Origin of the sequence: Marinobacter sp. Hex_13, assembly GCF_001566815.1 — a bacterium.
Classification (GTDB): domain Bacteria; phylum Pseudomonadota; class Gammaproteobacteria; order Pseudomonadales; family Oleiphilaceae; genus Marinobacter; species Marinobacter salarius.
The window spans coordinates 32,386-59,260 of the sequence record NZ_LSMM01000031.1 but is presented as its reverse complement, the minus strand read 5'-3'; the positions used below and the strand labels follow the sequence as shown (position 1 = coordinate 59,260).

The following is a 26,875-nucleotide window of genomic DNA, read 5'->3' as shown; positions in this document are numbered from 1 at the left end:
TTAAGGTCATCAAACGGATGGCCTATGGCTACCGGGACAACGACTACTTCTTCCTTAAGATAAAAGCAGCGTTTCCCGGTAAAGTGCGATGAACCAAAAAAAAGGGCAACCTTTCGGTTACCCTTTTTCGGAACAGGTGTCGCGTCCCTGCGCTGTTGGCAACTACCTTGTTGCCGGTTTCCCTTGCCAGTCCCTGGTGCCGGCGTCCGAGCCGGCGATCCGAAGAGGTCTCCCTTAAGCGAGCCATCCCTGTGTCCCTGCTTCTCCCTGCATCCAATTGCCGGGGTGCATCCAGTGCGTCGTCCATTTCCCTGTCATCCTTGATGTAAACACTATACCAACCGCAGTTTTACAAACATGTGAACTGTGCACGCCAGAGCAGCTGTGCTGGTAGTGGTTTTGTTATAAGTTCTTTAATATCAGTTAATTGAGATATCGGCGGGTATTCCTGTCGGGGAAACCTACGCTATGTCGCAGCAAGGTCTTACGAGCTTGTAGGATATATCTCACACAAGTCCGGGTTGATGTCTCAAGTCCGGTGGGTGGTGCTTTATTGACGGCTGTTGGCGTGAACGATAGGACGGTCGTTTTGCGTGTGTGGCCTTATAAATCCGGGACACGGTAGTAACCCGATAGCAATGCCTGCAGCGTCGGCGAGAATATCGGCAATGGCAAAGGTGCGGTAGGGTAGCTGGGCCTGGACAAGCTCAATGCCCAGCCCGAACGCCAGCAGGCCGATGACAATCCACAGTTTCCCCAAGCCCGGCCAGGCCAGCCGGGTAACCACCGCCAACTGCAAGAATGCCAGCAGGTGATTGACTTTGTCGCTGGCTGCCGAAGGAATCGGGTAGGGTTGGCTGGTGGTTGCAAGGTAAATGATGGCGGCGGCCGAAAGAGCCAGTATTGCCCGCCAAAAAGGCTGATACTCGAGCAGGATCAGAATGCGTTGCCTCAGGAATGCCATGGTCACCGTCGGGCTGTGGTGGAGTTTGCAACATGATATGCTTTGCGCCCCGTCACTGTCATCGAAGCTGAGGTGCTGCGAGGTATGTTGAAAGGTAATTTTTTCCGCGGCCTGGGTTACCTTGGAGAAGGGTTCCGGCTGATACGGCAGCCTGGACTGAGATTGTTCGTTGTTATCCCCCTGGTTATTAATATTCTGTTATTCGGCCTACTGTTCTACTTTCTGGCTGAACTCTTTGCAGCGATGATTGCCACAGCCATGAGCTGGTTACCGGATTGGGCGTGGCTACAAAGCCTCGACTGGTTGTTCTGGATTCTCTACGGCGCCGTCATTCTGTTGATGTTGGCTTACGGGTTCGTGATCCTGGCGAACCTCATCGGCTCGCCCTTCTACGGTTACCTCGCGGAGCTGACTGAAAAGCACCTGACCGGTCAGGAGGTCAGCACCGATGATGGCTGGAGCCAGATCATACGGGATATTCCCCGCTCTCTCTGGCGGGAGGTGCAGAAAATCCTCTACTACCTGCCCAGGGCCATTGGCCTTTTCATTATCGGTGTTATCCCGGTGGTCAATCTGGTGGCGGCCGTGCTGTGGTTCGTCTTCAATTGCTGGATGATGTCGCTGCAGTACGTGGACTACCCGGCGGACAACCATCGGGTCAGTTTCCCTGCCTTGCGGCGGCTACTGGGTGACACTCGCCTGTCGGCTCTCGGGTTTGGCCTGCCGGTGGCATTGGCGGCCATGGTGCCGGTGCTGAACCTGGTGGTGGTGCCTGCCGCGGTTTGTGGTGCCACCGCCTATTGGGTGCGTGAGAACGGTCCCTCGAACACAGACGTATAAAGCAGTTACGGTGATTTAAATCTGTCGGAGGTTTCTTGGATACATCGGAATTTGTAATTGGTCAGCGCTGGGTCAGCCACAGCGATACCGCGCTCGGCCTTGGTATTGTCACGGACATCTCAGGCCGCCGTGTAACGCTGGGTTTCCCGGCGGCGGATGAGGAGCGCACCTACGCCATCGACAATGCTCCGCTGTCGAGGATCATCTACCAGATTGGCGAGGCTATCGAAACCTTCGATGGCGAACGTTACATCGTGAGGGCCGTGGAGGATATCGGCGGTGTGCTGATGTACCACGCCGATGACGGCGGAGAGAACCTGATCCATGTTTCCGAGGTAAAACTCAGCAGTTCCGTGGACTTTTCCGCCCCTCACCAACGGCTGTTTGCCGGCCAGTTTGATCGCAACGGTGCGTTTCGCCTGCGGATGGCCACCGCGCAACACCTTGACCGGCTACGTGCATCCTCGGCTCAGGGCCTGATCGGTGCGCGCACGCAGCACTTGCCACACCAGATTTACATTGCCCACGAAGTGGCAACACGATACGCCCCCCGGGTTCTGCTGGCGGACGAAGTGGGGTTGGGCAAAACCATTGAGGCCGGCCTGATTCTTCACTACCAGCTGCACACCAGTCGTGCCCGTCGGGTGCTTATCGTGGTGCCGGATTCATTGATGCATCAGTGGTTGGTGGAAATGCTGCGGCGGTTCAACCTGCGATTCTCGATCATTGATCGCAGCCGGTATGAGGCCATGGAGGATCTGGAGGGGTGGTCGGAAGAGGATGACGACCTGACCGATGCCGATGAAAACCCGTTTGAGAGTGAACAGCTTGCACTGTGCAGCCTGGATTTCCTGATGACCAGCGAACAGGCCCAGGCGGATGCTATTGCCGCCGGTTGGGACCTGATGGTGGTGGATGAGGCCCATCACCTGGCCTGGAGCCCGGAGGTGGCGAGCCCTGAATATCGGTTGATTGAGCAGCTTTCAGAAGCCAGCAATGGCTTGTTGCTGTTGACCGCAACCCCGGAGCAGGTGGGGGTGGCCAGCCACTTCGCTCGCTTGCGGTTACTGGACCCGGCACGCTTTCACGATCTGGAGACTTTCCGGGAAGAGGAAAAGCAGTACGAAGTGATCAATGGCGTGGTTTCCCATATCCGAGAGCAAGGCATAACCGCAGTCTCCGACACGGATCGGAAAGCCCTCGAGGGCTGGCTGGGTGATGAGCTGGAAGGTTTGATGGCGTCCCAGGAGCCGGCACAGGCCGTGGTTGATGCATTGCTGGACCGTCACGGTACCGGTCGTGTGCTGTTCCGGAACACCCGCGCCGCCATCAAGGGGTTCCCGGAGCGCCATCCGCTACCGGTTGCGTTACCCTGCCCGGAACTCTACCAGCAGGGAGATGTTTGTCAGGGGGTAGCCGGGTTAACGCCCGAAACGGCCGTGGACGAAGAACAATGGCTGGCGGAAGATCCCCGTGTCGCCTGGCTGGAGAAGACCCTGACCGGCCTGAAGCCGGCCAAGGTGGTGGTGATCTGTGCCCACGCCTCGACCGCCATGGCTCTGGAGCACTACCTGCAACTGCGTGCCGGTATCCGCAGCGCTGCCTTCCATGAACATCTGAGCCTGATCGAGCGGGATCGCGCCGCAGCTTACTTCGCTGATACTGAACAGGGCGCCCAGGCACTGATCTGCTCGGAAATCGGCAGTGAGGGGCGCAATTTCCAGTTCGCCCATCACCTGATCCTGTTCGATCTGCCCGCCAACCCCGACTTGCTGGAACAGCGCATCGGCCGGCTCGATCGGATTGGCCAGACCGACACCATCGACATCCATATCCCCTACCTGCAGGGAACGGCCCAGGAGGTCCAGTACCGTTGGTTTGAGGACGGCGTGAACGCGTTCAATGAAAGTTGCTCTGTGGGTGTCGCTGTCCACGATCATGTGGCCGTGCAGTGGCGAGCCGTCATTGATGGTGCGACGGACGACCTGCCGGCGTTGGTTGATGCTTCGCGGGCCGAGGCCAAGCGCCTGCGTACCTTGCTGCGCAACGGTCGCGACGCGCTCATCGAGCTTAACTCCTGCCGTCCGGACGTGGCGGAGGCGTTGATCAGCCAGATCGAATCCGAGGAAGAATCCGCCCAGGTTCGTGACTATATGATCGAGGCCTGCGATATCCTCGGCGTTGAGGTCGAGGATCATTCCGAGCATGCCGACGTGCTGAGGCCGGGCGAGCAATACCAGGCCGGACACGTGACCGAGCTGCCGGAAGACGGCCTGACCGTTACCTGGAGTCGTCAGCAGGCTCTTGAGCGCGAAGACATGGCCTTCATGAGTTGGGAGCATCCGCTGGTGACCGGTATCATGGAATCGGTCACCAGTTCCGGGCTGGGCAAGGCGGCTTTGGCCAGTATGACGGTCAAGGCGCTGCCACCCGGCACTCTGTTGCTGGAGGCCCTGTATACCGTGCATTGCCCGGCGCCTGAATCGCTGCAGTTGTCCCGGTACCTGCCGGTCTCGCCGTTGAGGCTGCTGGTGGATGTGAACGGACGTGACTTGTCGGCAACCCTGCCTCATGACCGGCTCAACGACATGTGCTCGAACATCCGCAGGCGCACCGCTCAGGCCATCGTGCCGCAGATTCGCCCGCAGGTGGAAACCATGGTCGATCATGCCGAACGCCTTTCCGAGCCGCACCTGGAGCCCCTGAGAGCGTCGGCCCTGGCCCAGGTCAGAGACGTGTTCGGCCCGGAAATCCAGCGTCTTGAGGCGATGAAGAAGGTCAATCCGACCATTCGTGACGACGAAATCGATTTCTTCCGTAAACAGTTGCACGCCGCGGAGACGTTACTGGGGCAGGCCAGCCTGTCCCTGGAAGGCATTCGCGTGATTGTAACTGCCTGATGGTGAACCAGTTGCTGGTCAGGATTCATCTGATCAGGTAGGTTGAACGTAACAGAATGTAGTTTTTGACATTCAAAACCACGGACGACAGAGAGTATCCATGATGACTTTCATACTGTTTCTTGCTGCTGTTACCGGCCTTCTTGTTGTGATGCGCAAGGAATCCGGTGCCAAACCCGCTATCGGGGTGATGGTGGTAACAGGCGTGCTTTCGCTTTTCCTGGCGTCAGGATTGCTCGCGCTCATACTGTTTATCGGCGCCGCCGTTACCGCCGCTGCAGGTCTGCCGGGATTTCGCCGGAGCTGGCTGACCCCGCGGGTATTCGCCATGTTCAAGAAAGTGGCTCCCAAGGTGTCCGATACCGAAAAGGTGGCCCTGGAAGCGGGGACCGTCAGTTGGGATGGCGAGCTGTTTACCGGGCGTCCCGACTGGCACAGCCTGCTGATCAACCGCAACACGGGCCTGTCTGAGAAAGAGCAGGCCTTTGTGGACAACCAGTGCACCCAGGCCATTTCCATGTGTAACGCCTGGGACCTGGCCGTTGAACGTGCTGATCTGCCGGCGGATTTGTGGGAGTTCCTCAAGAAAGAGAAATTCTTCGGCATGATCATTCCCGAGGAATACGGCGGCCTGCACTTCTCCGCCAAGGCCCAGACAGCGGTGTTGCAGAAGCTGGCGGCCAACGAAATGCTGATGGTCACCGTGGGCGTGCCCAACTCCCTCGGCCCTGGTGAGCTACTGGTTAAGTACGGCACCGACGAACAGAAGAACCACTATCTGCCCCGGTTGGCGGATGGTCGCGAAATTCCCTGCTTCGGCCTGACTGGCCCCCGCGCCGGTTCCGACGCCACCTCGCTGCCGGACACCGGTGTGGTCTGCAAGGGCGAGTTCGAGGGCAAGGAAGTGCTGGGCCTGCGTCTCAACTTCGAGAAGCGCTGGATTACCCTGGCGCCGGTTGCGACTGTGGTTGGTCTCGCCTTCCGCATGTTCGACCCCGACGGGCTGCTCGGTGACACCAAGGACTATGGCATTACCTGTGCGCTGATTCCCCGCAACACCAAGGGCATGGAAATCGGCCGCCGGCATTGTCCCATCGGCACGCCATTCATGAACGGCCCCATCAAGGGCACCGACGTGTTCATTCCGCTGGATTACATCATCGGTGGCCAGGAAATGGCCGGGCAGGGCTGGCGCATGCTGGTTGAGTGTCTGTCCGTCGGACGCTGCATCACCTTGCCATCCGGCGCGGCCGGAGCGGCTGCCTACTCCGTGGGCACCGCTGGCGGCTTCACTCGCATCCGTCGCCAGTTCAATACCCCGGTGGCAGACATGGAAGGCGTGCAGGAGCCTCTGGCCCGCATTGCTGCCAAGACCTACATCGCCCAGTCGGCAGTGAACCACACCGCGAACATGATCGACAAAGGCGAAAAACCGGCGGTACCGTCGGCGATTCTCAAGTACCACCTGACCGAATTCCAGCGCGGTGTCCTGACCGACGCTATGGATGTGCATGGTGGTAAGACGGTCACCCTTGGCCCCCGCAACTACCTGGGTATCGGCTTCAGTGGTGCGGCGGTTTCCATCACTGTGGAAGGCGCCAACATCATGACCCGCAGCCTGATGATCTTCGGTCAGGGTGCAATACGCTGTCATCCCTATGTACTGAAGGAACTGGCGGCCAAAGACAACGATGACATCGACGCGTTCGACGATGCCTTTTTCGGCCACGCTGGCCTGATCTTCGGCAACGCTGCTCGTGCGTTCACCCAGGCTCTGGGTATCGGCAAACCCGACGTGCCGTTTGACCACAATGCACGCAAATACGCCCAGGGTGTGGCCCGCTTTAGCGCCGCCTTCGGCCTGTGTGCCGACGCCGCGATGACCACGCTGGGGTCGGAACTGAAAATGCGTGAGCTGATTTCCGCCCGCCTTGGTGATGTGCTGGCCAATCTTTACCTGGCCTCCATGGTGCTCAAGAACTGGCATGAAACCCAGCCGGTTGACGGTGAGCGCGACCTGATGGAGTACAGCATGGCGCTGTTGCTGAACCGAGCGGAAACCGCCATGGAAGAATTCCTCCAGAACCTTCCTAACCGCCCGGTCGCTATGGCCTTGCGTGCCATCACCATGCCCCTCGGCCGTCGTTGGGACCAGCCCCATGATGATCTGGCCCGCAAACTGGCAAAAGCCATCTCCACCGACAGCCCCGTGCGGGAGAAGCTGTTGGCCGGCGCCTGGACGACGGCTGGCGAAGGCAAGGGTGCGGTTGAGAATCCCATTGCTCAGTACAACTATTTGCTGAAGGATTACGACAAGGCCGAACAGCTGTATCGCAAAGTCACCAAGGCGTATGCCAAGGGCCAGTTGCCGATGGACGCGCTGCATCCGGAAGAACGCTTCGAAGCCGCACTGGAAGCGGACATCTTCACCAAGGAAGAGGCCGAGTTCATGCGCGAGTACGAAGCCGTGGTCCTGGAAATGCTGACCGTCGACGACTTCCCGTTCGACGAGTTTGCCCGTAACAAGGACACGCTGATCGACCACAACCCGGCCTGACAGAGGGTATAGGGGTTTGGATTGAGGATGCCGGATGGCAACATCCGGCAGACACCAAATCATGAGGTAATTTGGGAATGTGGCTATCAATCCTGGCCGTAAGCGCCGGAGCCGTCATAGGCGCTAACCTGAGATGGGCACTGGGCCTTTGGCTCAACAGCAGCTACCACGCCATTCCCTACGGCACCCTCGCCGCAAACCTCTCCGGCGGCTGGCTTGTTGGCCTGCTTATTGGCTATTTCGTTCATGGCACTTCGTTGGCACCGGAGTGGCGCCTGTTTGCCATTACCGGCCTTTGCGGCGCCCTGACCACCTTCTCCACCTTCTCCCTGGAAATGCTTTCCGCTATTCAGGAAGGTAAATGGAGCATGGCCCTGGCTGGAATTCTGGCCCATGTTGTTGGCTCTATCCTCATGACAGCACTGGGAATTTACACCTTCGGGCTGGTCCGGGGATGATGGGTAACACTACGTACGGAATAAATGAAAAATACGCTTGGCAATCCCAAAAACAAAGAGTAGAGTTATTTACGTAGGAAAGATTCAGTAAAGCTTTCATGAATAAGACGTACCTCCGCAGTTAGTAGTGACCGTCCTGTTTTTGATTCCGCGAATTCTGTATTTCCGTAAACGCTGATCAGGCATCACGACGATGGCCTGGCGGCAAGATAAAATGATTGATTTCAGGAAGTTTAAGTATGTCTACTACTACCGGCACTGTTAAGTTCTTCAACGAAGCAAAAGGCTTTGGCTTTATCACTCGTGAAGGCGGCCCGGACGTATTCGTTCACTACAGCGCAATTCAGGGCAGCGGCTTCAAGACCCTGGCAGAAGGCCAGCAGGTTGAGTTCACCGTTACCCAGGGCCAGAAAGGTCCTCAGGCGGAAAACGTTACTGCTATCTAACGGATAGTAGGGCACCGCCAGAAAGGCAGCCTCGGCTGCCTTTTTTTGTGGGTGGATTTTGTGATTCCCACCCGAATGTGACATCTTTTATACCCTGCCGTCGGGCGATCGCCCAACCTTAGTTTGCTCAGGGCCTGCTATGCTGAACACCCTCAAAGCTGTCTGGATCCTGTTTTGGGCTGCACTGCTCACGCTGATCCTGTTCCTGCCTATTGTTATCGCCGCACTTGCCGGCCGCAATGGCAACGCCGCCTTTCACGGCACCCAGGTATACGCCTGGTGCATGCTTAGACTCACCGGAATCCGCCTTGAAGTCAGCGGACGCGAGCACATCGACCCGGCCCAGCGCTACGTTATCCTCAGCAATCATGCGTCCTATTTTGATCCCCCGGCCCTGGTGCTGGCATTGGGGCTGCAATACCGCTGGGTGATCAAGAAAGAGCTGCGTAAGGTGCCACTGTTTGGCCTGGCGCTGGAGACCTCGCGTAACCTTTTCATTGACCGATCAAAAGGCAGTGATGCGCTGGAAAGTATCAAGCGCGGCGTCGCCCAGTTGCCCGAAGGCACCAGCATCCTGATGTTTCCCGAAGGCACCCGATCCTGGGATGGCAAACTGCTGCCCTTCAAGAAAGGCGGGTTCGTCATTGCCCGCGACGGCGAACTACCCGTTCTACCGGTGACGATCCGGGGCTCCCATGACCGACTCCCCAAGGGAACCGCGGCATTCTCGCCAGGTTTGATCGAGATTATTGTTCATCCGCCGGTAGCCACCGCCGGACGTGAGGTGAGGGAAGTTCAGGAAGAAGTGAAGGGCACCATAGAAGGTGCCCTCTGAAGGGCAACGATCAGTCGCCGAAAACGTCTTCGTAGAGCCGCAGGGTGCCCTCCCAGGAACGTTTTGCAGCCTGCTCGTCGTAGGCGATGGGCATATTGAATTCCTCGGCGACCTTATCCGCTCCCGGATTGGTGAACGAGTGCATGACACCGGGAAAACTGACCAGCGTTAGATCGGCCCCGGCATCCTGCATTTCTTTCACCAGACCGGACACCTGATCCGAGGGCACCATCTTGTCCGCACCACCGGTGTAGACGTGAATCCTGGGCTGAACCTTGCCGGCTTCGGCTTTGATGGGGCTGCCCAGCGCGCCGTGATAGCTGACTACGGCATCCAGATCCACACCCAGGCGTGCCATGTTCAGTACCACGGCACCGCCAAAGCAATAACCCTGGGCGGCAATCCTGCTGCCGTCGACACTGTTGTGCTTCGCGAGCAACTCCTTGGCGGCCATGAAGCGAGCCTTAACCTGATCAATATCCTTGGTCGCCTCCTTCATAAAGGCCTGCGCATCTTCGGGATGTTCGGCGAGTTTGCCGGAGCCATACATATCCAGCGCAAACGCCGTGTAGCCGGCCGCTGCCAACTTTTCCGCCTGCTCACGGGCAAACTCATTGTGCCCCCACCATTCGTGAACCACCAGAACGCCTGGGCGCTTGCCTTCGGCTTCGTCGTCGTAGGCCATGTAGCCGGTAAACGTTTTGCCGTTTACGGTGTACTCCACGGTTTCTGTCTGCATGTCGGCTGTCACCTGTCCACTTGCCAGGGTAAGGGCTACTGCGAGTGAGAGCGGCGCTGCCGCCAGGGCATGCCTGTATCTGTTCATTGGTTCCTGCTCCGTTTGGGTCGATTGCGTGGATTGCTTCGGGTTTTACGCCGAGGCCCATTAAACCGATGCATTCAATTGCTACTGCCGGTGTCAGACCTTTTTACTACACTTTACCCGATGAGACATCGTTTACCCGACGGATTCAAGGGGTCAGGCATGAAGATAGGCGTACCGAAGGAGATCAAGAATCACGAGTACCGGGTGGGAATGACACCGGCGGCGGTCCATGAGCTGTGTGGCCACGGCCACAGTGTTTGCGTTGAGACGAATGCTGGTGCTGCCATCGGCTTCACGGACGATGATTATGTGAAGGCCGGGGCCGAGATTCTGGAAAACGGAACGGCGGTATTCGAGGCAGCCGACATGATCGTCAAGGTCAAGGAACCCCAGGCGGAAGAGCGAGCCTTGTTGAAGTCCGGCCAGACCCTCTTTACCTACCTGCACCTTGCGCCGGATCAGGCCCAGACCGATGACCTGGTAGCGTCAGGGGCAACCTGTATTGCCTATGAAACAGTCACCGACAGCCACGGGCGGTTGCCGCTACTGGCCCCTATGTCGGAAGTGGCGGGGCGGATGTCGATTCAGGCTGGTGCCCACTGTCTGGAAAAATCCCTCGGCGGTCGAGGTGTGCTGCTGGGCGGTGTGCCGGGTGTGAGCCCTGCGCGGGTAACTGTGATTGGCGGTGGTGTGGTGGGTCAGAACGCTGTCGCTATGGCCATTGGCCTGGGGGCCCATGTAACGGTCCTCGACCGCAATATGGACGTACTGAGAAATCTTGACCATCTCTATGGCAACCGCATCAGCACGTTGTTCTCAACCGCCGCGACCCTGGAGGAAGCGGTGATCGAGTCGGATCTGGTCATTGGCGGCGTTCTGATTCCCGGAGCGTCCGCACCCAAGCTGGTGACCCGTGATATGGTCAGCCGTATGCCCGAAGGCAGTGTTATCGTGGATGTGGCCATTGATCAGGGCGGTTGTACTGAAACTTCGAAACCCACCACGCACGATGCGCCTACCTACGTTGTGGATGGGGTGGTGCACTACTGTGTCGCCAATATGCCGGGCGCGGTGGCAAGAACCTCCACTCTGGCGCTGAATAATGTAACACTGCCGTTTATCGTCGCCCTGGCCAACAAGGGACCGGAAAGGGCGATGAAGGACGACCCCCATCTGCGCAACGGCCTCAACGTGTTCCTGGGCAAGGTCACTTTCCGCGAGGTGGCGGAATCCACCGGCTATGAATTTGCAGATCCTGACAACCTGCTCTGATAGCAACGTCATTCAAACAAGGAGATTTCATGAAACTGATCGGTTCCACCACTTCCCCCTATGTTCGTCGTATCAGGCTGCTACTGGATGATAGTGACTATGAATTCGTGAACCTCGACATCTATGGTCAGGGCAGGGATGAGCTCCGGCGCAACAACCCGGCGCTGAAGATTCCCATGCTGATCGACGACAATCAGGAGGTGTATGATTCCCGGGTAATTGCCCGCTACCTCAGCGAAAAGCAGGGCATGGTGCCGTTGACCTGGGACCAGGAAAACCAGCTGACGCTGATTGACGCTGCCAACGATTCTGCGGTGATCCTGCTGCTGTCGGCCCGTTCGGGCATCGATACCAACGAAGACCTGATGTTTTTCAACCTCCAGCGTGAACGCATCATGATGACGTTCAGAACCCTGGCGGCCATGGTGGACGATGGCCAATTCGCCCAATGGAACTACCCCGCCATCTGCCTCTATTGTCTGGTGGACTGGATCGAGTTCCGGGACCTGGTGGATTTTGCCGGCATTGAGAGTCTGCTCGGGTTCAGGGATCAGCATCGTGATCAGCCGCTTGTCGCCGCTACTGACCCGAGAAAAGCGTAAGGTTTTGTCGGGAAGTGATTGGCAATAAAAGACAAGGTGGCTTTAACACTTGCGTTTCTAGGCTATAGTTGAGGGTAGCGTGGCCTGATCTTTCCAGGCCCGTGAGGCGTATCCATTCAACCAATAATAAAATTACCTCAAGGGGGTAAAGCCATGCTCCTGAATCACGCATTTGGTCTGTTCACCCATCCCGATGCCGAGTGGGCCGAGATCCGCAAGGAACACGCACCTCCCCGGCGGCTCTATGTTGCCTATGTGCTGTTGCTTGGCGCGATAGCGCCGATCTGTGCCTACATTTCCACGGCTCACATTGGTTGGACGGTGAGCGGTGAGCGCGTCATAAAGCTCACGGAAGTCAGTGCGATACAGCTAAGCGTTCTGACCTATCTGGCCATGCTGGTGGGGGTGTTTGCCCTGGGGTTCGCCATCAACTGGATGGCTCGGACATATGGCGCCCATGAAGAAACCGTTCCTTCCAATGGCATTGCGTTGGCGGCTTATTCCTGTACGCCGCTGTTCCTCGCCGGTTTTGCGTTGCTCTATCCGGTGCCCTGGTTCAATGCCCTGGTCTTCCTGGCGGCGGCCTGTTATGGCGCCTGGCTGATGTACGATGGCCTGCCGATTGTCATGGGCATTCCCAAGGACCAGGCGGTGATGTACGCCGGTGCCCTGTTGACCGTGGCGCTGGTCATTCTGGTGTCAACCCGCGTGGGTTCCGTCATCCTCTGGAACTATGGCCTGGGGCCGGTCTTCGTCGAAGGGTAGCGGCTTTGCCCGGCCTGTCGTGATTTGCTATTCAGGATGTCGCCATCCGTCATCCTGTCGTTACACTTTGGCGCTACCTTTTACCTGACCACTAAACTAGGGCAGGGAAAGGTATGAAACGATTGAGCCGCAGGGACTTCCTGAAAGCATCCGCTATGGGCATGGGCGCTGTTGCCATATCCACAGGGCTGGCCGGATGCATACTCGACAGCAGCGACAAACGTGATATCCGCTTCTCCCAGGGTGTTGCCAGTGGCGACCCCCTGCAGGATGGCGTGATCCTCTGGACTCGTGCCGTACCGGACGACGATTCCGGGCGGGACGTGGACATCGTCTGGGAAGTTTCTACCGACGCTGACTTCCGGAGCATGACTCATTCCGGTCGCTCGCGCGCCTCGGCTCAGCACGACTACACCTTCAAGGTGGATGTTCGGGGCCTGATGCCAGGTCAGCGCTATTACTATCGTTTCCGCACCGCCAGAAGCACCTCCCCGACCGGTATGACGCAGACCCTTCCTGAAGGCTCGGTGAGCCAGGTGAGGTTCGCGGTGGTGTCCTGCTCCAATTACCCCGCCGGCTACTTCAACGTGTATCGGGAAATCGCGGGCCTGGATAACCTGGATGCCGTGTTGCATCTGGGGGATTATCTCTATGAGTACGACAGCGACCCGGATAGCTATGGCGCGGCGCAGGCAGAAGCCATGGGCCGTATGTTCCCTGCGTCGAATAACCGTGAGCTCATCACTCTGGAGGATTACCGCCATCGCTACGCGATTTACCGGGGCGATGATCATTTGAGGGAGTTGCACCGCAAGGTGCCGTTCATCACGGTCTGGGATGACCACGAAGTAGCCAACGACACCTGGAGGAACGGGGCTGAGAACCACAACGCCGATGAGGGTGATTTCAGTGACCGTAAACTCGATGCCCTGCGGGCCTACTTTGAATGGATGCCGATCCGGCCGGTCACGGACGGAGACCAGGAAACCATCTCCCGCAGCTTCCGCTTTGGCGACCTGGTGGACCTGCACATGCTGGATACACGGATCATCGGCCGCGACGAGCAACTGGCTTACACTGATTACCTGACCCAGGATGGCATTGACGCGGCCCGGTTTGCTGCAGATGTAGGCGACCCGAACCGTACCATGCTGGGTGCGGAGCAGCGGCTTTGGCTTGAGAATGCGCTGGCAACTTCAACCGCCACCTGGCAGGTGCTGGGGCAGCAGGTGTTGATGGGACGGATGACGCTGCCCGCGGAGCTGCTGGCCGGCATCATCAACCCTGACCCATCTGTGTTGCTGCCCCTGTTCGCGGAGCTGGCTGGCCTCAAGGGTCGCTACCTGGCTGGAGATCCCTCGTTGACCGACGAGGAAATTGCCCGGATTGAAACCGTGCTGCCCTACAACCTGGACGCCTGGGACGGCTACTACGTGGAACGAGAGGTGATCCTGGAAACGGCGAGGCAACTACAAAAGAACCTCGTGGTACTGGCCGGGGATACCCACAACGCCTGGGCCAGCAACCTGAAAACCGGCAATGGTGACCAGGTGGGTGTGGAGTTCGCCACGCCGGGGGTTTCTTCCCCCGGTCTTGAAGACTATCTCCAGTTGCCTGAAGCGACCATACCCGATGCCGAGGCGGCTATTGAGCTTCTGGTGGACGATCTCGACTACCTGAACGTGAACCAGCGGGGCTATATGCTGGTGACATTTACACCCGACGAGGCGAGGGCGGACTGGCGCTTCGTCAGCACCGTCAAAGACCGTAACTACGAGATTGTCAGTGGTCGCAATGCTGCACGGCAGACCTTGCCGGGGCCGGGCAACCGTTCACTGGTAACGCCCGGTTGACGGCATCTGTGAACCCGCTGCCGAATGATTCAGGCGGCGGGTTCGAATTGCCGTTGCAACCACAGTTTGATGTCGTCGGATTCGTACAGCCACTGATCCTTGCCGTCATCCTGCCGAATTCGCAGGCAGGGCACCTTGACGTGACCGCCGCCGGCTTCCAGCTCTGAGCGGCGTTCGCCGTCATGCTGTGCGTCACGGGTTTCGATGTTGAGGCCCAGGCGCGCAATTTCCTTGCGGACCTTGATGCAGAACGGGCAGGCCGTAAACTGGTAAAGCGCGAGGTCTTCGCAGGCACTGTCCACCTTTGCCTGTGCGTCAGGCGTGCGCGTGATGCCCTTGGGTGTGCTCAACTTCTCGCTGATCAGCATGAAGGGGGTCAGGATCAGCCGAAGGGTACGGAAAAAATAGCGGATGATGATTCTCATGGACTCGATACTGCTCCAGTCGATGGGGTGGATTTCGTTGCAGACCAAACCGGATAGGGAATGCCCGACAGCCTGTTCATGCAATAAGCGTGTGCCAGAAGCAGGCAAACGCCAGCCATCAGGACGGGCAGTTGTGCCGGATCAGGCATCAGGCCGAGTGATACGATAAGCGCAGTGGCTCCGGCCGGCGGATGCACGACACGGAATAGTACCATCAGGCAGCCGGTCAGGCCGAGGGATAAAGCCGAAGCGCCGACCCTTGGCAGATCGACTCCGTGTAAAAATGCGGAGGCCTGGTCCTGTAGACCAAAAATATGAAGACTGAACAGCCCCATCAACGCACCGATGAGGTGGCCGCAAAAGGTATTGCGCGGAGAGGCCGGTTCCGCGAGCGGAACGTGGAACAGTATAAACGCCGTGGCGCCCAGCGATGGGAATATGAAGGCTTCCTGAGTAACCAGTGCGATAAAGGAAACAAGCGCGATACTCAGTGTGCCGTTGATCAGGCTAAACCCCGCCATTACAGTTCGGCGGCTGTATCGGTTCGTCAGCTGTTCAAGATGAAAAACCTTTAGCAGACCACTGGCTAACTGCCAGCGCAGTCGTTCGTTTCTGCGTCCCATTGCTCTCTCGTTAACCTGAATTATTTGCACTAAAAAGGTGCGTGATAGTAAGCCCTGACCCTGCACAAGGCAAATCGCTATTTCCGATAACCGTGAGCGACTGGCAAAGGTTCACTGATGCTTCTGAGCAGAAGGGCGTAAGGTATTGCCTGGGGCGTTGTATTGCTGTCGCCGGGCGTTTCTGACAGTCTTTTGTTAATGACAGAAACAAGGCCGGGCTAACCGGACATTCAGGAGAGCACAGTAATGACAGAAGACAAACGCCGCCGTTATTCCGCGCCCGTGGTCGACGGCCTGGGCAAGTCGGCAAGCCGCGCCATGTTGCGGGCCGTGGGGTTTACCGATGAAGATTTTCGCAAACCCCAGATCGGTATTGCCTCGACCTGGAGCAACCTGACGCCCTGCAATATGCACATCAACCAACTGGCGGAGGAATCCGCTGCTGGTGCCGACGAGGCCGGGGGCAAGAGCCTGACGTTCAACACCATCACGGTATCGGACGGCATCGCCAACGGCACCGAGGGTATGAAGTACTCTCTGGTGTCGCGGGAAGTCATTGCCGACTCCATTGAAACCGTGGCTGGTTGTGAAGGTTTTGATGGCCTGGTTGCCATCGGCGGCTGCGACAAGAACATGCCCGGCTGCATGATGGGTCTGGCGCGGCTGAACCGGCCGTCGGTATTTGTCTATGGCGGCACCATCATGCCCGGCGAGAATCACACCGACATCATCTCTGTGTTCGAGGCGGTGGGTGCCCATGCCCGAGGTGATCTGGACCTGATTGAGGTCAAACAGATCGAGGAAACCGCGATTCCGGGCCCAGGCTCCTGCGGCGGGATGTACACCGCCAACACCATGGCCTCGGCGATCGAAGCCATGGGCATGAGCCTGCCGGGCAGTTCTGCCCAGAACGCTATTTCCGAGACCAAGGCGGCAGACTGCAGGGCGGCGGGCGCGGCGGTGCTCAACCTGCTGGAGAAAGACCTGAAGCCATCGGACATCATGACCCGTGAGGCGTTCGAGAATGCCATCACCGTGGTGATTGCCCTGGGTGGCTCCACCAACGCGGTGCTGCACCTTATTGCCATGGCCAGTACCGTTGGCGTTGACTTGTCGCTGGATGACTTCGTGGAAATCGGCAAGCGGGTTCCTGTGCTGGCGGACCTGCGCCCCAGCGGTCACTACATGATGTCAGAACTGGTGGCCATTGGCGGTATCCAGCCATTGATGAAGATGTTGCTCGACCGTGGCATGCTCCATGGCGACTGCATGACGGTCACCGGCCAGACACTGGCGGACAACCTGAAAGACGTGGCTCCATACCCGGCAAGCCAGGACATCATTCATGCCTTTGATGACCCCATCAAGGCGGATAGTCATCTGCGTATCCTTTACGGCAACCTGGCGCCCACTGGTGCGGTGGCCAAGATCACCGGCAAGGAGGGCACTCATTTCACTGGTCGTGCACGGGTGTTCCAGTCTGAGGAAGAGGCCCAGGAGCGGATCATGGACGGCACTGTTGTGGCCGGGGATGTGTTGGTGATCCGGTTTGAGGGGCCCAAAGGCGGCCCGGGCATGCGGGAAATGCTGACGCCTACCTCGGCCATCATGGGCAAGGGCCTGGGCAGCGATGTGGCGTTGATTACCGATGGGCGTTTTTCCGGTGGCAGCCACGGTTTCGTGGTTGGTCATATTACACCGGAAGCCGCCGAAGGGGGCCCGATTGCGCTGGTGGAAAATGGTGACACCATCACCATTGATGCGGTGGCTAACCGTATTGAGCTGGATGTTTCGGAGCAGGAAATGGAACGCCGCCGACAGGCATGGACGGCACCGGCTCCCAGGTTTACCCGCGGGGTGCTGGCCAAGTACGCGCGTACCGTAAGCTCCGCCTCGGAAGGCGCAGTGACGGACAAGCCCTGAGTGCGTCAGGGGCAGGCCGGTTCAGGCTTGCCCCAAAAAAAGCCCTGCCCGTAGAGGTCCGGGAATTGCTGTAACCAGCGCACCACGGCCTCATCTTCAACACCTTCAACCACCACATCCAGGTCCAGTGCTTCACCCAGCTCCAGGGTCGCACGGAAGATTCGCTGGCGCGTAGGGTGGTCGAGAATGTCTTTCAGGAAACTGCGATCTATCTTGAGCTCATCCAGTTCAAAGCTCGCCAGTGTGCCCAGTGATGAATGGCCGGTCCCGAAATCGTCCATGGCAATTCGGAACCCTTTTCGGTTCAGGGTGTGAATCATACGGCGGGAAGCCTCTGGATCGGTCATCATCGCGGTTTCCGTAATCTCCAGTATCAGGTCTTTCGCCTGAATGTTGTGACGGGTGATGATGTTGGTTACCTTCTCCTCGAAGCCAGCATGAGTCAGGTCCGTGGCGGAAATGTTGACGGCGATGGCCAGCTCGTCGCCGTAGCGGGCTGTCAGGTGGGGGTATTCGCTGCAGGCCCGTTCAATGACCCAAAGCGTCACAGGATAGATCACCCCCACCTGTTCGGCCTGGGGAATCCACTGGTCTGGTGGTACATACCCGAACTCCGGGTGATGCCAGCGTATCAGGGCTTCCACCGAACGAACTTTGGCGTCTCGAATGCGCACTTTGGGCTGGTATTCCAGCCACATACTGTTGCGGGCGAGTCCGTTTTCCACCTCCAGCATTAACCGTTGTTGCTGGTCTTGCCGCTCGGTTAGGGCCGGGTCGTACCCAGGGAGTCCCCGGCTGTCGTTCGCTGAGGCGGCCCCCGCGGAAGAGAGCAGGCTGGCGGCTCCGGTTGTCAGGATGACCGAGCCTGCGGCAGCGCCAAGGAAGAACGCGGACTCCGCAAAGCTGGTGCTCGGCGCCCAACCCGTTGTATGTAAAAAAGAGATCACGGCCCCGACCAGTATGGCGAGGAAGGCAAGCCCATAATAGCGTGCAAGGACGTGCTGACGAATCTGGCTCAGAACCACCAGCAGGATAAACGCGCCACCAGCGAGGGCCAGGCCGAGGAAAGACGCTTCGCCAACACCCGAAATGTTCACCGGCGTCGCCAGTAGATGCAGGAAAGCCAGCAGACTGATGACGTGAATGATTCGCCGGGAACGACGGCCCAGCGGCAGGAAGTGCGGCGTGAATTCACACAGTGCGATCAGGCACAGCGGCAGACTGATGTGCAGCAATGCGTTGTACTGCGGCTGGTCGGGCCAGATAAACCAAAGGCCAAACTGTTCCAGCACCAATTGGCAGTGCAGGACACCGGCCATGAACACACTGAGCCACGCGAGGCCGGGCCGTTGTAGCATAAACACAACTGCCAGGTTGAACAGCAGTGCAAACGCCAGAATCCCGCCGATAAATACTTGCCGTACCAACGCCATCAGGTCCTGAGGCAAACCCGTTTCCAGGCTCGATAACCAGTGGACGCTGCCCAGTGCCTGGGGAGTCAGCGCCGCAAGCAGCCATCCGTAGGCAATGGCAAAGATCAACACGATCAGGGGTAGCCAGCGGTAGAAGCCATTGCTCGCATCAAAGGGCAGGGGCGTACTGGCGATCTTCTGCGTCGTTTCGGGTCCGGTTGAATCCATTCGCTTGGTTGTCCTGCTCGTTTCCCGGAGGGCTTGTTACACTATGGTTACCTTGTGAAATATTGTGTAACAATATGATTTCAATGTAATTTTACGCGATTTTATACGGTTTTGCATTTGATGTTTTAAACGCCTGAATGAATTCTGTGTCCGAGCCCGTTAATACTTTTACCCTGGCCTACCCGGAGCCAGCCGCCAATTTGGCTGGTATAGTGAAAGGCTGACACCGTAATGACACATAACAAGGTTTGACCAATGATCCGAACGGCCATTGTCCTGGCGCTGACAGTCCTGTGTTTGCTCAACGTTTCCCGGGCGATGGCGATCGAGAGGTCCGAGTTGCAATTGGCATCCGTTAACGCAGCTGTGGCCTATGCCGACGATGAGGGGCTGGTTTACGGCAAGAATGCGGATCGGCGGGTGCCCATCGCGTCCATCACCAAATTGATGACTGCGCTGGTGGTGATGGAGTCCGGCGAGCCCCTGACCGAATGGCTGGACTTCCGGGAGCGCCATGTTCCCGCTCCGGCGAATGCCTATACCCGTATTCGTGTGAGCTCCGAGCTCAGACGCTCTGACGTACTGCGTATTGCACTGATGTCGTCAGAGAATTTTGCGGCCCATACCCTGGCAAGACACCATCCCGGTGGGTATGACGCCTTTATCGAAGCGATGAATGCCAAGGCCGTTGAGTTGGGAATGCTGAAAACAACCTTCGTGGATCCCACTGGGTTGTCGGTTGACAATCGTTCCACCGCGGCGGATCTGGTTCGCCTGGTCAGGGCGGCCAGCCAATACCCACAGATACGGGAGTATTCCACCACCCGCTATTTCACCGCCCAGTTCCGCCAACCCAGATATCGACTGGCGTTCGGGAATACCAATGTCCTGGTTCATCGTGACAGTTGGGGCGTGGGGATCAGTAAAACGGGCTATCTGTCCGAAGCTGGCCGTTGCCTCGTTATGCTGTTTGAACTGGATGGCAAGCCGTTGGTAACGGTGCTGCTTGATTCTCTGGGCACCCGTTCACCGATGGGGGATGCGGGCCGGATCAAACGATGGCTGACCACCGGCGCCGGTGGCAGTGTTGCTGCGGCCGCGCGTGCGTATGAGCGGAAAAAGAACGCAGCTTATGCCGCTTCGGATGGCGCATCCGTGAGCGTGAACTGACCTCTGGCGAATCGGGAACGCAGCGTATGATTGAGATATTCACCACCGGTGGCACCATCGACAAGGTGTATTTCGATGCCAACAGCGAGTTTGAGATTGGCGATAGTCTGATTGCGGAGCTGTTGGCGGAGTCCAACATCCATGACGGCTATACCCTGAACGGGTTACTGCGCAAGGACAGTCTGGAAATCACGGACGGCGACCGGGAGGTCATCAGAACCGCCGTCAGTCAGTGTGACGCCGAGCGCATACTGATCACCCACGGTACCGATACCATGCCGGAAACCGCCAGAGAGCTGCTGTCGGTGAAAGGGAAAACCATTGTGTTGTTTGGCGCCATGCAGCCGGCACGTATGCGCCGGAGTGACGCGGTTTTCAATATCGGCTATGCATGGGCGGCGGTCCAGCTATTGCCTCACGGGGTTTATATCGCCATGAACGGCGAGGTGTTCGAGGCAGGTTCCGTGCGCAAAAACCTGAAGGCCCAGCGCTTCGAACGCACCTGATCAGCCCAGGCTGTTCACTTCCTCCGTGGTTAGTTCCCGGTATTCTCCCGGCGCCAGTGAATTGTCGAGTATGAGGGGGCCGACACGCCATCGGTGCAATCCCGTCACATGGTTCCCCACCGCCGCCAGCATTCGTTTGACCTGGTGGTAACGCCCTTCCGACAACGTCAGGTCAATTTCCCCGGCATTGAGTAAATGGACATCGGCAGGTCTGGTTGGCCGCGACTCACCGTGCAGTAATACACCCTGTTGCAGTTGCGTGATGGCGAGGTCATCAATGGGTTCGGCGATCGTCACCCGGTAGGTCTTGGGGCATTTCACCCGGGGCGATGTGATGCGGTGTGACCATTGGCCATCGGTGGTCAGCAGCAGGAGCCCGGTGGTGTCGGCGTCCAGCCGCCCGGCGATGTGGAGCCCGTGGCGGACATCTGCGGGCAGCAGGTCCAGCGCCGTGGGCTGCTGACTGTCGGTGGTGGCACTGATGACCCCGGCAGGCTTGTGCAGCATCAGGTACCGCTCTCCTGGCAGTGACAGCGGCTGGTCATCGAGGGAAACCCGGGTGTCTGCGGCCACCGGAGAAGCGGATTTGCGACAGATCTGCCCGTCCACCCGGATTCGGCCTGAACTGATGGTTTTTTTCGCATCGCGGCGCGACAGCGTGGTCGCGTTGGCAATGAAATAATCCAGGCGCATGCTCAGGTACACCCTTCTCCTGGCGGCGGCAGCGTTAGGCTGGCAAGGCACAGTACCTCCGCAGAACCCGTCATTCGCGACCAGAGCACGCCGAGGAGTTCCCCGCCAATCGCCGGACGCTCCAGCTGTGAACTGGGCTCTGGCTCAAGACGGTCGCCATGGTACTTGGCGAGTATGAAGGTGAAGGGATGCGCCCCGGGGATACCCAGGCGGATATCAGTGGCCGTGAGCTGGTCGCCGTCCATGTCGTAGTGCAGGAAACCACGCGTAAACCAGTCCAGTCGCTGGCCTTCTGGTAATGACGTGGCGGCCTTTGCCAGGCTGGGTTCGCGGGAAAAGTGTTCCACCGTAACGGGGCCGTCGCCATCGAAGAATCCGGTCACGATTTCCACCCGTTTTTCCTCACCCACAACGGTCACTCGCCACAGTACGGTATTGAAAGGCATCGGCTGAACCAGCCGTGGGGCCTCTTCCAGGCCTTCCTTGGCCAGCGTGGGGCCAACCCGTTCCTGGATGATTTGTTGCGCCGTTGCGCTCCACCCCAGATAAAGCGTTGAAAGGAGCAGGCCGGCCATGATGGCGCTGGTTTGTGGCCCGCGGATGAGGAACGCCGTGATGCCGATCAGTAACGGCAGGGTATAAAGCGGGTCGATGATGAAAATGCTGCTGATGGCCACAGGTGGCCCTATAGGCCAGAACAACTGGGTTCCGTAGGTGGTAAAGGCATCGAGCAGAGGGTGCGTCATAAGCACAAGCGCGGTGAGCGCAAACCAACGCCCGTAGCCGAGATGGGGGCGCCACCGATGGAGTGCAAAAGCCAGCAATACGGACAGCGGCAGCAGGACAAACAGCGAGTGGCTGAATCCGCGGTGCTGGGTAAAGTTGGCGACCGCCGTGCCGTAATCAATGATGACGTCCAGATCGGGAAGGGTGCCGAGAACGGCACCGACCAGCAGGGCTGAACGGCCAAGGGTTTTTCCGGCAACGGCACCGGCCAGCGAGGCGCCCAGTGCCGCCTGGGTAATCGAATCCATCGGGATAACACCTTGTCATTTAAGTCCGGCAGGTATTATGCGCGGAATCGGTTGTCGGATCACGCCCCAGATGGTCGGCAGATGGCTGTCAGGTATCACTCCCGGACGTTTCAGACGTCAGGTCTACCCCCAAGGCATTGAGAACCGTGTCGCCGGGATAGCCGTCGGCAACGAGGCCATTTTCTGACTGGTAGCCGCGAATAGCCGACCGCGTGTTGGGGCCAAGGATGCCGTCCGGTTTCCCGGTATCAAATCCCTGCTCGTTCAACGCTTTTTGCAGGGTAAGGATGTTGTTCCGTGACAACGCTGGCATATCCTCCGGTGGCGGGTTCTGCAGTTTACCGGCACCGGCGATGCGGTCCGCCAGATGTCCAACCGCGATAGCGTAGAATTCAGAGCGGTTCCAGCCCATGATCACATTAAAATTCTTGTAGGCCAGGAATGCAGGCCCCCGGTGCCCGGCCGGGACCACCAGCGCGGCTTCGATGGGCTCGTTCGCCAGTTTATTGCCGAAGGCGTCGGTTACGCCCAGGGTGCGCCATTTTTCCAGGGGTAGTCGGCGGCCGTCCGCCATGCTGTAATCGAACCCCTGGGACAGAAGAACCTCCCGCCCCCAGCGGTAGTCGCCATCCCAGCCGAGATCCTGTAGAAAGTGGCCAGCTGACATCATCGCGTCCGGCAAGCTGTTCCACAGGTCGCGCTTGCCATCGCCGTCGCCATCCACCGCATGGCGCAGGAAGACGGTTGGCATGAACTGCACATGCCCCATGGCGCCTGCCCAGGAGCCCTCCATCTGCTCGGCGGGTATCGCGCCCTCGTCAATGATTCTCAAGGCTGCAATCAACTGTTCGGTAAAGAATTGGCTGCGCCGTTCGTCGCACGCCAGGGTGGCGAGGGAGCTGGGCACCGACATCTTGCCAAAGTAGGAACCGAAGTTGGTTTCCAGGCCCCAGAACGCCACGAGATAGGGGGCGGGCACGCCGGTTTTCCGGGTGACGCGTTCAAGCAGTGCTTCGTGTTGGTCCAGCAACTCCCGCCCGCGGCTTACCCGGTCGGAGTTGACCCTGCGGTTAAGGTAGTCCGCAAAGGTGGTGGTGAATTCGGGCTGGCGGCGGTCGAGCTCTATCACTCGCTCCAGGTATTCTGCGCCTGCCAGCACTTCGCCCGCCGTTTGTGATGACACACCCGCCTCGATGGCCTGGCTTTCCAGGTGTTCGATGCACTGGGGGAAACGGTTTTCCAGGTCGGCGTCAGCGGCCGCGGACACGGACGCACTGCTCAGGACGAACAATCCGCTGAGTGAAAGGTGTCGAATCGTCCGTTGGCTCTTTGATGTCCCTGTGAATATGCTCGGCACGCTAAACCTCGGTCTGGAGTGGATGTTTCTGGCTCATGGTAGCCTGTTTTTGTGGCCCTGAAACACTGTTGTTACCGGATTCCGGTGACAATTCTTTAACCTGGTGTTCCACTCCGCATCGGATGTGTCGTCTTTTTGTAGTCCTGCTATTCCCCACCATCGGCTTGTTCTATAGTTTGCAGAACGAGACGACAACTTTCTGAAAGACAAAAGGTCCGAAAATGGCAACGCTGAAGGCGCTGGTGGTGGATGACGCCAGCTTTGTGAGGGATCTGGTCAAGCGAACGGTGCGTCAGCGTTTTCCAGTGATTGACACCACGGATGCCCAGAACGGCCGCCGGGCGCAATCACTGATGTCGCGCACAACGTTTGATCTCATCCTCTGTGACTGGGAAATGCCGGAGATGTCGGGTCTGGAGCTGTTGCAGTGGATGCGCCAACAGCCACAGTATGAAAAAACGCCCTTCATCATGATCACCAGCCGTGGTGACAAGGATCATGTGGTTGAAGCCGTCAAGGGGGGAGTCTCTGAGTATCTGGGGAAACCCTTCAGCCCTGAGGGCCTGAGCAATAAGATCATCAAGGTGATGGGGCGCCGCCTCAAGGACGCCATGGATCGCGGCGGGAAGTCCATGGCCGGGCCGGCGGAAGCGTTTCGCGAATCCGCCAGCCTGCTGACCCAGAAGCGGGAAGCTGCTTCTCCGGCACCAGTCCGTGCCAGCAAGTCGTCCACGTCCTCTGCCTCCGGGTCGACAGCCAGGCCGCCAATGAGCGTGGCGTCGGTGCGTTTTTCAGACAGCACTCTGCGCTCAGTCGTCAAGGACATCACCCTCACGGAAGTGCGGGTGATCGCCAAGCGGGACCAGCAGTTTCCGGGCATCCTTGATCAGGCTGTGGTGGATATCGAAGTGGCCGAAGGGCAGGTAGCGCGGCTTAATGGTTACGTCCACCAGTTGCAGGCGGTGGACAAACGCCAGGACACGGATTTTGTGGGCGTGACCATCCGATTTGTGGACGAAGACCCGAAAAAGCTGGAAGACCTGTCCCGTTTTATCGCCCGTTTCCGCAGCGGCGGTTAGCCACGAAAGCTATCCCAATCAGGACGCGGTCTCAGGAAGCCTTTCCGCCAATCGTTCCCGGGGGAAGTGGCAGATGAATTCGCTGCCGTCGCCAATCCGGCTTCGAATTTCCAGGTTACCGTCATGGTTGAGCAATACATGCTTGACGATCGCCAGCCCCAGGCCGGTGCCACCGGTCTCCTTGTGTCGGCTGGGGTCGGCGCGATAGAACCGCTCGGTAAGCCGTGGGATATGAACCGGGTCTATACCGATACCGGTATCTTTCACTGACAGATGCCCGCCGTCGCGGTCTGTTTTCCAGATGATGGTGATGAGTCCACCGGCAGGTGTGTACTTCACGGCGTTGAAAATCAGGTTGGAGAAGGCGCTGCGCAGTTGGCTTTCGTCGCCCCTCAGCAGATGGCGATCGCCAATGCTGACGTTGAATTCGTGGCCCTGTTCGCCGCTGAGGGCCTTGGCGTCGTGGCAGATCTGCTGGATCATCGCCTGTAAATCCGTGACCGCATCGTTGATGGTTTGCTCGCCGGTTTCAATTCTGGACAGCAATATCAGGTCGGTAATCAACGCTTCCATGCGCGAGGACTGCTGCGCCATGGTGTTGATGGCGCGCCGCCATTTGGGCGGCAGGTCGTCGGCGTTGTCCACCAGGGTTTCCAGGTAGCCGCTGATCACCGTCAGGGGTGTTCTCATCTCATGGGAGACGTTGCCAACGAAATCCCGTCGCATCTGTTCAAGCTGGTACAGGCGGGTTACGTCCTTGGCCACAATCAGGCGGTCGTCGTCGCCAAACAGGCTGATCTGGATTTGCAGGTGAATGTGCGGTTTTGCGGGTGAGTTCAGTTCCAATGGTTCCCGGTAGTCGCGGGAGTCGAAGTAGGCCTTGAACGCGGGGTTGCGGATCAGGTTGTGAATAAACTGCCCGCGGTCCGAACTGCGACGAAAGCCCAGAAGATGCTCCGCTGAGCCGTTCCACCACTCCATGGCGCCCCGCGAGTCGGTCATGATCACACCATCGCGCATGGCATTGGTGGACTCCTGGACCCGGTTGATCTGGGCGCGAAGTTTGTCCTGGGTGCGTAGGTGGTTCTGGTGAAGCCTGTGTAGGCCGTCGAAGATGTCGCCCCAGAGACCAACACTCTGAGGGGCTTCGTCACTGCCGCTGGGATTGCCGAGCCAATGGTACAGACGTTTGGCCTGGGCCAGAGTCCACCACAGGTAAGCCAGCAGCCCTGCCGTCAGCCCGTAGAGGGGCTCGCCAAAGAAAAGCCCGACGGCCGTGCAGGCTATCAGGAGCGTGATAATCCATCGCAGGTACTTTGACCAGTTGTGTTGCATTACAGCTGCCCCTGAATCAGTTCCGGGCCCTTTTCGGGGTAAAGGGCGCCGGTTGTGGTTATGCTGCTCTGGTTGAGAACCGGTAGCCGGTGCCACGCACTGTCTGGATCAGGTGATCATATTGGTCGCCAAGGGCTTTGCGCAAACGGCGTATGTGAACGTCGACGGTTCGCTCTTCAACATAGACGTTCCCACCCCACACCTGATCAAGCAGTTGGGAGCGAGTATAAACCCGTTCCTGGTGTGTCATGAAGAACTGCAGTAACCGATATTCCGTGGGGCCGATGTTCAGGGCGCCGGTTTCCGTGGTGACCCGGTGGCCGACCGGGTCCAGGGTCAGGCCATCCACTTCGATCGGAGTTTCCACGCCGGGCGGCGTGGTGCGGCGCAATACGGCTTTCAGCCTGGCCACCAGCTCCCTCGGCGAGAAGGGCTTGGTGATGTAGTCATCCGCACCCACTTCCAGGCCCTGGATCTTATTGTCTTCCTCGACCTTGGCCGTCAGCATGATGATGGGGATTTCCGCCGTTGCCTCTTCTTTTTTCAGGCGCCTGGCCAGTTCCACGCCGCTGGTGCCTGGCAGCATCCAGTCCAGGAGTATCAAGTCGGGCTGTTTGTCAACGATCAGGGCATGCGCTTCGCGGGCATCCGCTGCCTCAAGGTAGTCGTAGTCGGCCATTTCGAGGGCCACAGCGATCATTTCGCGGATGGGTGCCTCGTCATCGACGATCAGGACAGTTTTTCCAGTCATGAGCATTAACCTGTGTCATAC

The 26,875-nt window shown here is 58.5% G+C and carries 24 protein-coding genes; 14 read left to right on the top strand and 10 right to left on the bottom strand.

Annotation, left to right across the window (positions count from 1 at the left end; translation table 11 throughout):
- Nucleotides 1-550: 550 nt before the first annotated feature.
- Complete coding sequence (locus AXW11_RS08040) at nt 551-964, bottom strand: VanZ family protein (protein ID WP_036210728.1); 414 nt, start codon at nt 962-964, stop codon at nt 551-553.
- An 84-nt stretch (nt 965-1,048) separates the two neighbouring features.
- Between AXW11_RS08040 and cysZ the strand changes: the two genes are divergently transcribed.
- The 6 genes from cysZ to AXW11_RS08010 all read left to right on the top strand — a co-directional run bounded on the left by cysZ (nt 1,049) and on the right by AXW11_RS08010 (nt 9,000).
- Complete coding sequence (gene cysZ / locus AXW11_RS08035) at nt 1,049-1,804, top strand: sulfate transporter CysZ (RefSeq protein ID WP_036211891.1); 756 nt, start codon at nt 1,049-1,051, stop codon at nt 1,802-1,804.
- 35 nt (nt 1,805-1,839) lie between these two features.
- Nucleotides 1,840-4,704, top strand: coding sequence for an RNA polymerase-associated protein RapA (gene rapA, locus AXW11_RS08030; RefSeq protein WP_091642547.1), 2,865 nt, complete (start codon nt 1,840-1,842; stop codon nt 4,702-4,704).
- 103 nt (nt 4,705-4,807) lie between these two features.
- Complete coding sequence (locus AXW11_RS08025; RefSeq protein WP_213479792.1) at nt 4,808-7,261, top strand: acyl-CoA dehydrogenase; 2,454 nt, start codon at nt 4,808-4,810, stop codon at nt 7,259-7,261.
- A gap of 77 nt (nt 7,262-7,338) precedes the next feature.
- Entirely contained in the window at nt 7,339-7,719 is a 381-nt protein-coding gene (gene crcB / locus AXW11_RS08020; protein WP_036210736.1) for a fluoride efflux transporter CrcB, read from the top strand.
- A 239-nt stretch (nt 7,720-7,958) separates the two neighbouring features.
- Entirely contained in the window at nt 7,959-8,165 is a 207-nt protein-coding gene (locus AXW11_RS08015; protein WP_007154967.1) for a cold-shock protein, read from the top strand.
- 139 nt (nt 8,166-8,304) lie between these two features.
- Nucleotides 8,305-9,000, top strand: a complete 696-nt coding sequence (locus tag AXW11_RS08010; protein ID WP_091642542.1) for a lysophospholipid acyltransferase family protein — start codon at nt 8,305-8,307, stop codon at nt 8,998-9,000.
- 10 nt (nt 9,001-9,010) lie between these two features.
- Here AXW11_RS08010 and AXW11_RS08005 read toward each other — a convergent pair whose 3' ends face one another.
- A complete protein-coding gene (locus tag AXW11_RS08005; RefSeq protein ID WP_036210742.1) occupies nt 9,011-9,826 on the bottom strand; it encodes a dienelactone hydrolase family protein in 816 nt (271 codons plus the stop codon).
- Between the two features lie 159 nt (nt 9,827-9,985).
- On the opposite strand from AXW11_RS08005, the gene ald reads away from it, so the two are divergent.
- The 4 genes from ald (at nt 9,986) to AXW11_RS07985 (ending at nt 14,318) form a co-directional block, all read left to right on the top strand.
- The gene (gene ald, locus AXW11_RS08000; protein ID WP_091642539.1) at nt 9,986-11,098 is read left to right on the top strand and encodes an alanine dehydrogenase; all 1,113 of its coding nucleotides are present in this window, start codon (nt 9,986-9,988) and stop codon (nt 11,096-11,098) included.
- A gap of 29 nt (nt 11,099-11,127) precedes the next feature.
- Entirely contained in the window at nt 11,128-11,700 is a 573-nt protein-coding gene (locus AXW11_RS07995; protein WP_036210748.1) for a glutathione S-transferase family protein, read from the top strand.
- Between the two features lie 153 nt (nt 11,701-11,853).
- Nucleotides 11,854-12,465, top strand: a complete 612-nt coding sequence (locus AXW11_RS07990; protein WP_036210751.1) for a Yip1 family protein — start codon at nt 11,854-11,856, stop codon at nt 12,463-12,465.
- A 113-nt stretch (nt 12,466-12,578) separates the two neighbouring features.
- Nucleotides 12,579-14,318 (top strand): alkaline phosphatase D family protein, encoded by a 1,740-nt coding sequence (locus tag AXW11_RS07985; RefSeq protein ID WP_091642536.1) that lies wholly within the window; start codon nt 12,579-12,581, stop codon nt 14,316-14,318.
- A 29-nt stretch (nt 14,319-14,347) separates the two neighbouring features.
- Here the strand turns inward: AXW11_RS07985 and AXW11_RS07980 are convergent, their stop codons facing one another.
- On the bottom strand, nt 14,348-14,743 hold the full coding sequence (locus AXW11_RS07980; protein WP_036210756.1) for a glutaredoxin family protein: 396 nt from the start codon (nt 14,741-14,743) through the stop codon (nt 14,348-14,350).
- Nucleotides 14,740-15,366: an HPP family protein gene (locus tag AXW11_RS07975; RefSeq protein WP_007154975.1), complete on the bottom strand. Its 627-nt coding sequence runs from the start codon at nt 15,364-15,366 to the stop codon at nt 14,740-14,742. The genes AXW11_RS07980 and AXW11_RS07975 overlap by 4 nt, the downstream gene beginning before the upstream one ends.
- Nucleotides 15,367-15,612: 246 nt before the next feature.
- On the opposite strand from AXW11_RS07975, the gene ilvD reads away from it, so the two are divergent.
- Nucleotides 15,613-17,289, top strand: coding sequence for a dihydroxy-acid dehydratase (ilvD, locus tag AXW11_RS07970; protein WP_041332496.1), 1,677 nt, complete (start codon nt 15,613-15,615; stop codon nt 17,287-17,289).
- 5 nt (nt 17,290-17,294) lie between these two features.
- Here ilvD and AXW11_RS07965 read toward each other — a convergent pair whose 3' ends face one another.
- A complete protein-coding gene (locus AXW11_RS07965) occupies nt 17,295-18,929 on the bottom strand; it encodes an EAL domain-containing protein (RefSeq protein WP_091642533.1) in 1,635 nt (544 codons plus the stop codon).
- A gap of 255 nt (nt 18,930-19,184) precedes the next feature.
- Here AXW11_RS07965 and pbpG point away from each other — a divergent pair, with 255 nt between their 5' ends.
- Nucleotides 19,185-20,099, top strand: coding sequence for a D-alanyl-D-alanine endopeptidase (gene pbpG / locus AXW11_RS07960; RefSeq protein WP_091642531.1), 915 nt, complete (start codon nt 19,185-19,187; stop codon nt 20,097-20,099).
- A 26-nt stretch (nt 20,100-20,125) separates the two neighbouring features.
- A complete protein-coding gene (locus AXW11_RS07955; protein ID WP_041332497.1) occupies nt 20,126-20,605 on the top strand; it encodes an asparaginase domain-containing protein in 480 nt (159 codons plus the stop codon).
- Here AXW11_RS07955 and AXW11_RS07950 read toward each other — a convergent pair whose 3' ends face one another.
- The 3 genes from AXW11_RS07950 to AXW11_RS07940 form a co-directional block, all read right to left on the bottom strand.
- The gene (locus tag AXW11_RS07950) at nt 20,606-21,298 is read right to left on the bottom strand and encodes a pseudouridine synthase (RefSeq protein ID WP_091642527.1); all 693 of its coding nucleotides are present in this window, start codon (nt 21,296-21,298) and stop codon (nt 20,606-20,608) included. It lies immediately after the preceding gene.
- A gap of 2 nt (nt 21,299-21,300) precedes the next feature.
- A complete protein-coding gene (locus AXW11_RS07945) occupies nt 21,301-22,332 on the bottom strand; it encodes a metal-dependent hydrolase (protein ID WP_091642524.1) in 1,032 nt (343 codons plus the stop codon).
- A gap of 88 nt (nt 22,333-22,420) precedes the next feature.
- Nucleotides 22,421-23,623 (bottom strand): lytic murein transglycosylase, encoded by a 1,203-nt coding sequence (locus AXW11_RS07940; RefSeq protein WP_374700693.1) that lies wholly within the window; start codon nt 23,621-23,623, stop codon nt 22,421-22,423.
- A 287-nt stretch (nt 23,624-23,910) separates the two neighbouring features.
- Between AXW11_RS07940 and AXW11_RS07935 the strand changes: the two genes are divergently transcribed.
- Complete coding sequence (locus AXW11_RS07935) at nt 23,911-24,768, top strand: response regulator (RefSeq protein ID WP_036210776.1); 858 nt, start codon at nt 23,911-23,913, stop codon at nt 24,766-24,768.
- 18 nt (nt 24,769-24,786) lie between these two features.
- Here the strand turns inward: AXW11_RS07935 and phoR are convergent, their stop codons facing one another.
- Nucleotides 24,787-26,103 (bottom strand): phosphate regulon sensor histidine kinase PhoR, encoded by a 1,317-nt coding sequence (gene phoR / locus AXW11_RS07930; RefSeq protein WP_036210779.1) that lies wholly within the window; start codon nt 26,101-26,103, stop codon nt 24,787-24,789.
- A gap of 58 nt (nt 26,104-26,161) precedes the next feature.
- Nucleotides 26,162-26,854 carry a phosphate regulon transcriptional regulator PhoB gene (phoB, locus tag AXW11_RS07925; RefSeq protein WP_007154985.1) on the bottom strand — a complete coding sequence of 231 codons (693 nt, stop codon included), beginning with the start codon at nt 26,852-26,854 and terminating at the stop codon, nt 26,162-26,164.
- Between the last annotated feature and the right edge of the window lie 21 nt (nt 26,855-26,875).

Excerpts from the sequence above, each read along its gene's own strand:
- AXW11_RS08040 (WP_036210728.1), bottom strand. The coding sequence starts at position 964 with ATGGCATTCCTGAGGCAACGCATTCTGATCCTGCTCGAGTATCAGCCT.
- cysZ (WP_036211891.1), top strand. The coding sequence starts at position 1,049 with ATGTTGAAAGGTAATTTTTTCCGCGGCCTGGGTTACCTTGGAGAAGGG.
- AXW11_RS08025 (WP_213479792.1), top strand. The coding sequence starts at position 4,808 with ATGACTTTCATACTGTTTCTTGCTGCTGTTACCGGCCTTCTTGTTGTG.
- crcB (WP_036210736.1), top strand. The coding sequence starts at position 7,339 with ATGTGGCTATCAATCCTGGCCGTAAGCGCCGGAGCCGTCATAGGCGCT.
- AXW11_RS08015 (WP_007154967.1), top strand. The coding sequence starts at position 7,959 with ATGTCTACTACTACCGGCACTGTTAAGTTCTTCAACGAAGCAAAAGGC.
- AXW11_RS08010 (WP_091642542.1), top strand. The coding sequence starts at position 8,305 with ATGCTGAACACCCTCAAAGCTGTCTGGATCCTGTTTTGGGCTGCACTG.
- AXW11_RS08005 (WP_036210742.1), bottom strand. The coding sequence starts at position 9,826 with ATGAACAGATACAGGCATGCCCTGGCGGCAGCGCCGCTCTCACTCGCA.
- ald (WP_091642539.1), top strand. The coding sequence starts at position 9,986 with ATGAAGATAGGCGTACCGAAGGAGATCAAGAATCACGAGTACCGGGTG.
- AXW11_RS07995 (WP_036210748.1), top strand. The coding sequence starts at position 11,128 with ATGAAACTGATCGGTTCCACCACTTCCCCCTATGTTCGTCGTATCAGG.
- AXW11_RS07990 (WP_036210751.1), top strand. The coding sequence starts at position 11,854 with ATGCTCCTGAATCACGCATTTGGTCTGTTCACCCATCCCGATGCCGAG.
- AXW11_RS07985 (WP_091642536.1), top strand. The coding sequence starts at position 12,579 with ATGAAACGATTGAGCCGCAGGGACTTCCTGAAAGCATCCGCTATGGGC.
- AXW11_RS07980 (WP_036210756.1), bottom strand. The coding sequence starts at position 14,743 with ATGAGAATCATCATCCGCTATTTTTTCCGTACCCTTCGGCTGATCCTG.
- AXW11_RS07975 (WP_007154975.1), bottom strand. The coding sequence starts at position 15,366 with ATGGGACGCAGAAACGAACGACTGCGCTGGCAGTTAGCCAGTGGTCTG.
- ilvD (WP_041332496.1), top strand. The coding sequence starts at position 15,613 with ATGACAGAAGACAAACGCCGCCGTTATTCCGCGCCCGTGGTCGACGGC.
- AXW11_RS07965 (WP_091642533.1), bottom strand. The coding sequence starts at position 18,929 with ATGGATTCAACCGGACCCGAAACGACGCAGAAGATCGCCAGTACGCCC.
- pbpG (WP_091642531.1), top strand. The coding sequence starts at position 19,185 with ATGATCCGAACGGCCATTGTCCTGGCGCTGACAGTCCTGTGTTTGCTC.
- AXW11_RS07955 (WP_041332497.1), top strand. The coding sequence starts at position 20,126 with ATGATTGAGATATTCACCACCGGTGGCACCATCGACAAGGTGTATTTC.
- AXW11_RS07950 (WP_091642527.1), bottom strand. The coding sequence starts at position 21,298 with ATGCGCCTGGATTATTTCATTGCCAACGCGACCACGCTGTCGCGCCGC.
- AXW11_RS07945 (WP_091642524.1), bottom strand. The coding sequence starts at position 22,332 with ATGGATTCGATTACCCAGGCGGCACTGGGCGCCTCGCTGGCCGGTGCC.
- AXW11_RS07935 (WP_036210776.1), top strand. The coding sequence starts at position 23,911 with ATGGCAACGCTGAAGGCGCTGGTGGTGGATGACGCCAGCTTTGTGAGG.
- phoR (WP_036210779.1), bottom strand. The coding sequence starts at position 26,103 with ATGCAACACAACTGGTCAAAGTACCTGCGATGGATTATCACGCTCCTG.
- phoB (WP_007154985.1), bottom strand. The coding sequence starts at position 26,854 with ATGACTGGAAAAACTGTCCTGATCGTCGATGACGAGGCACCCATCCGC.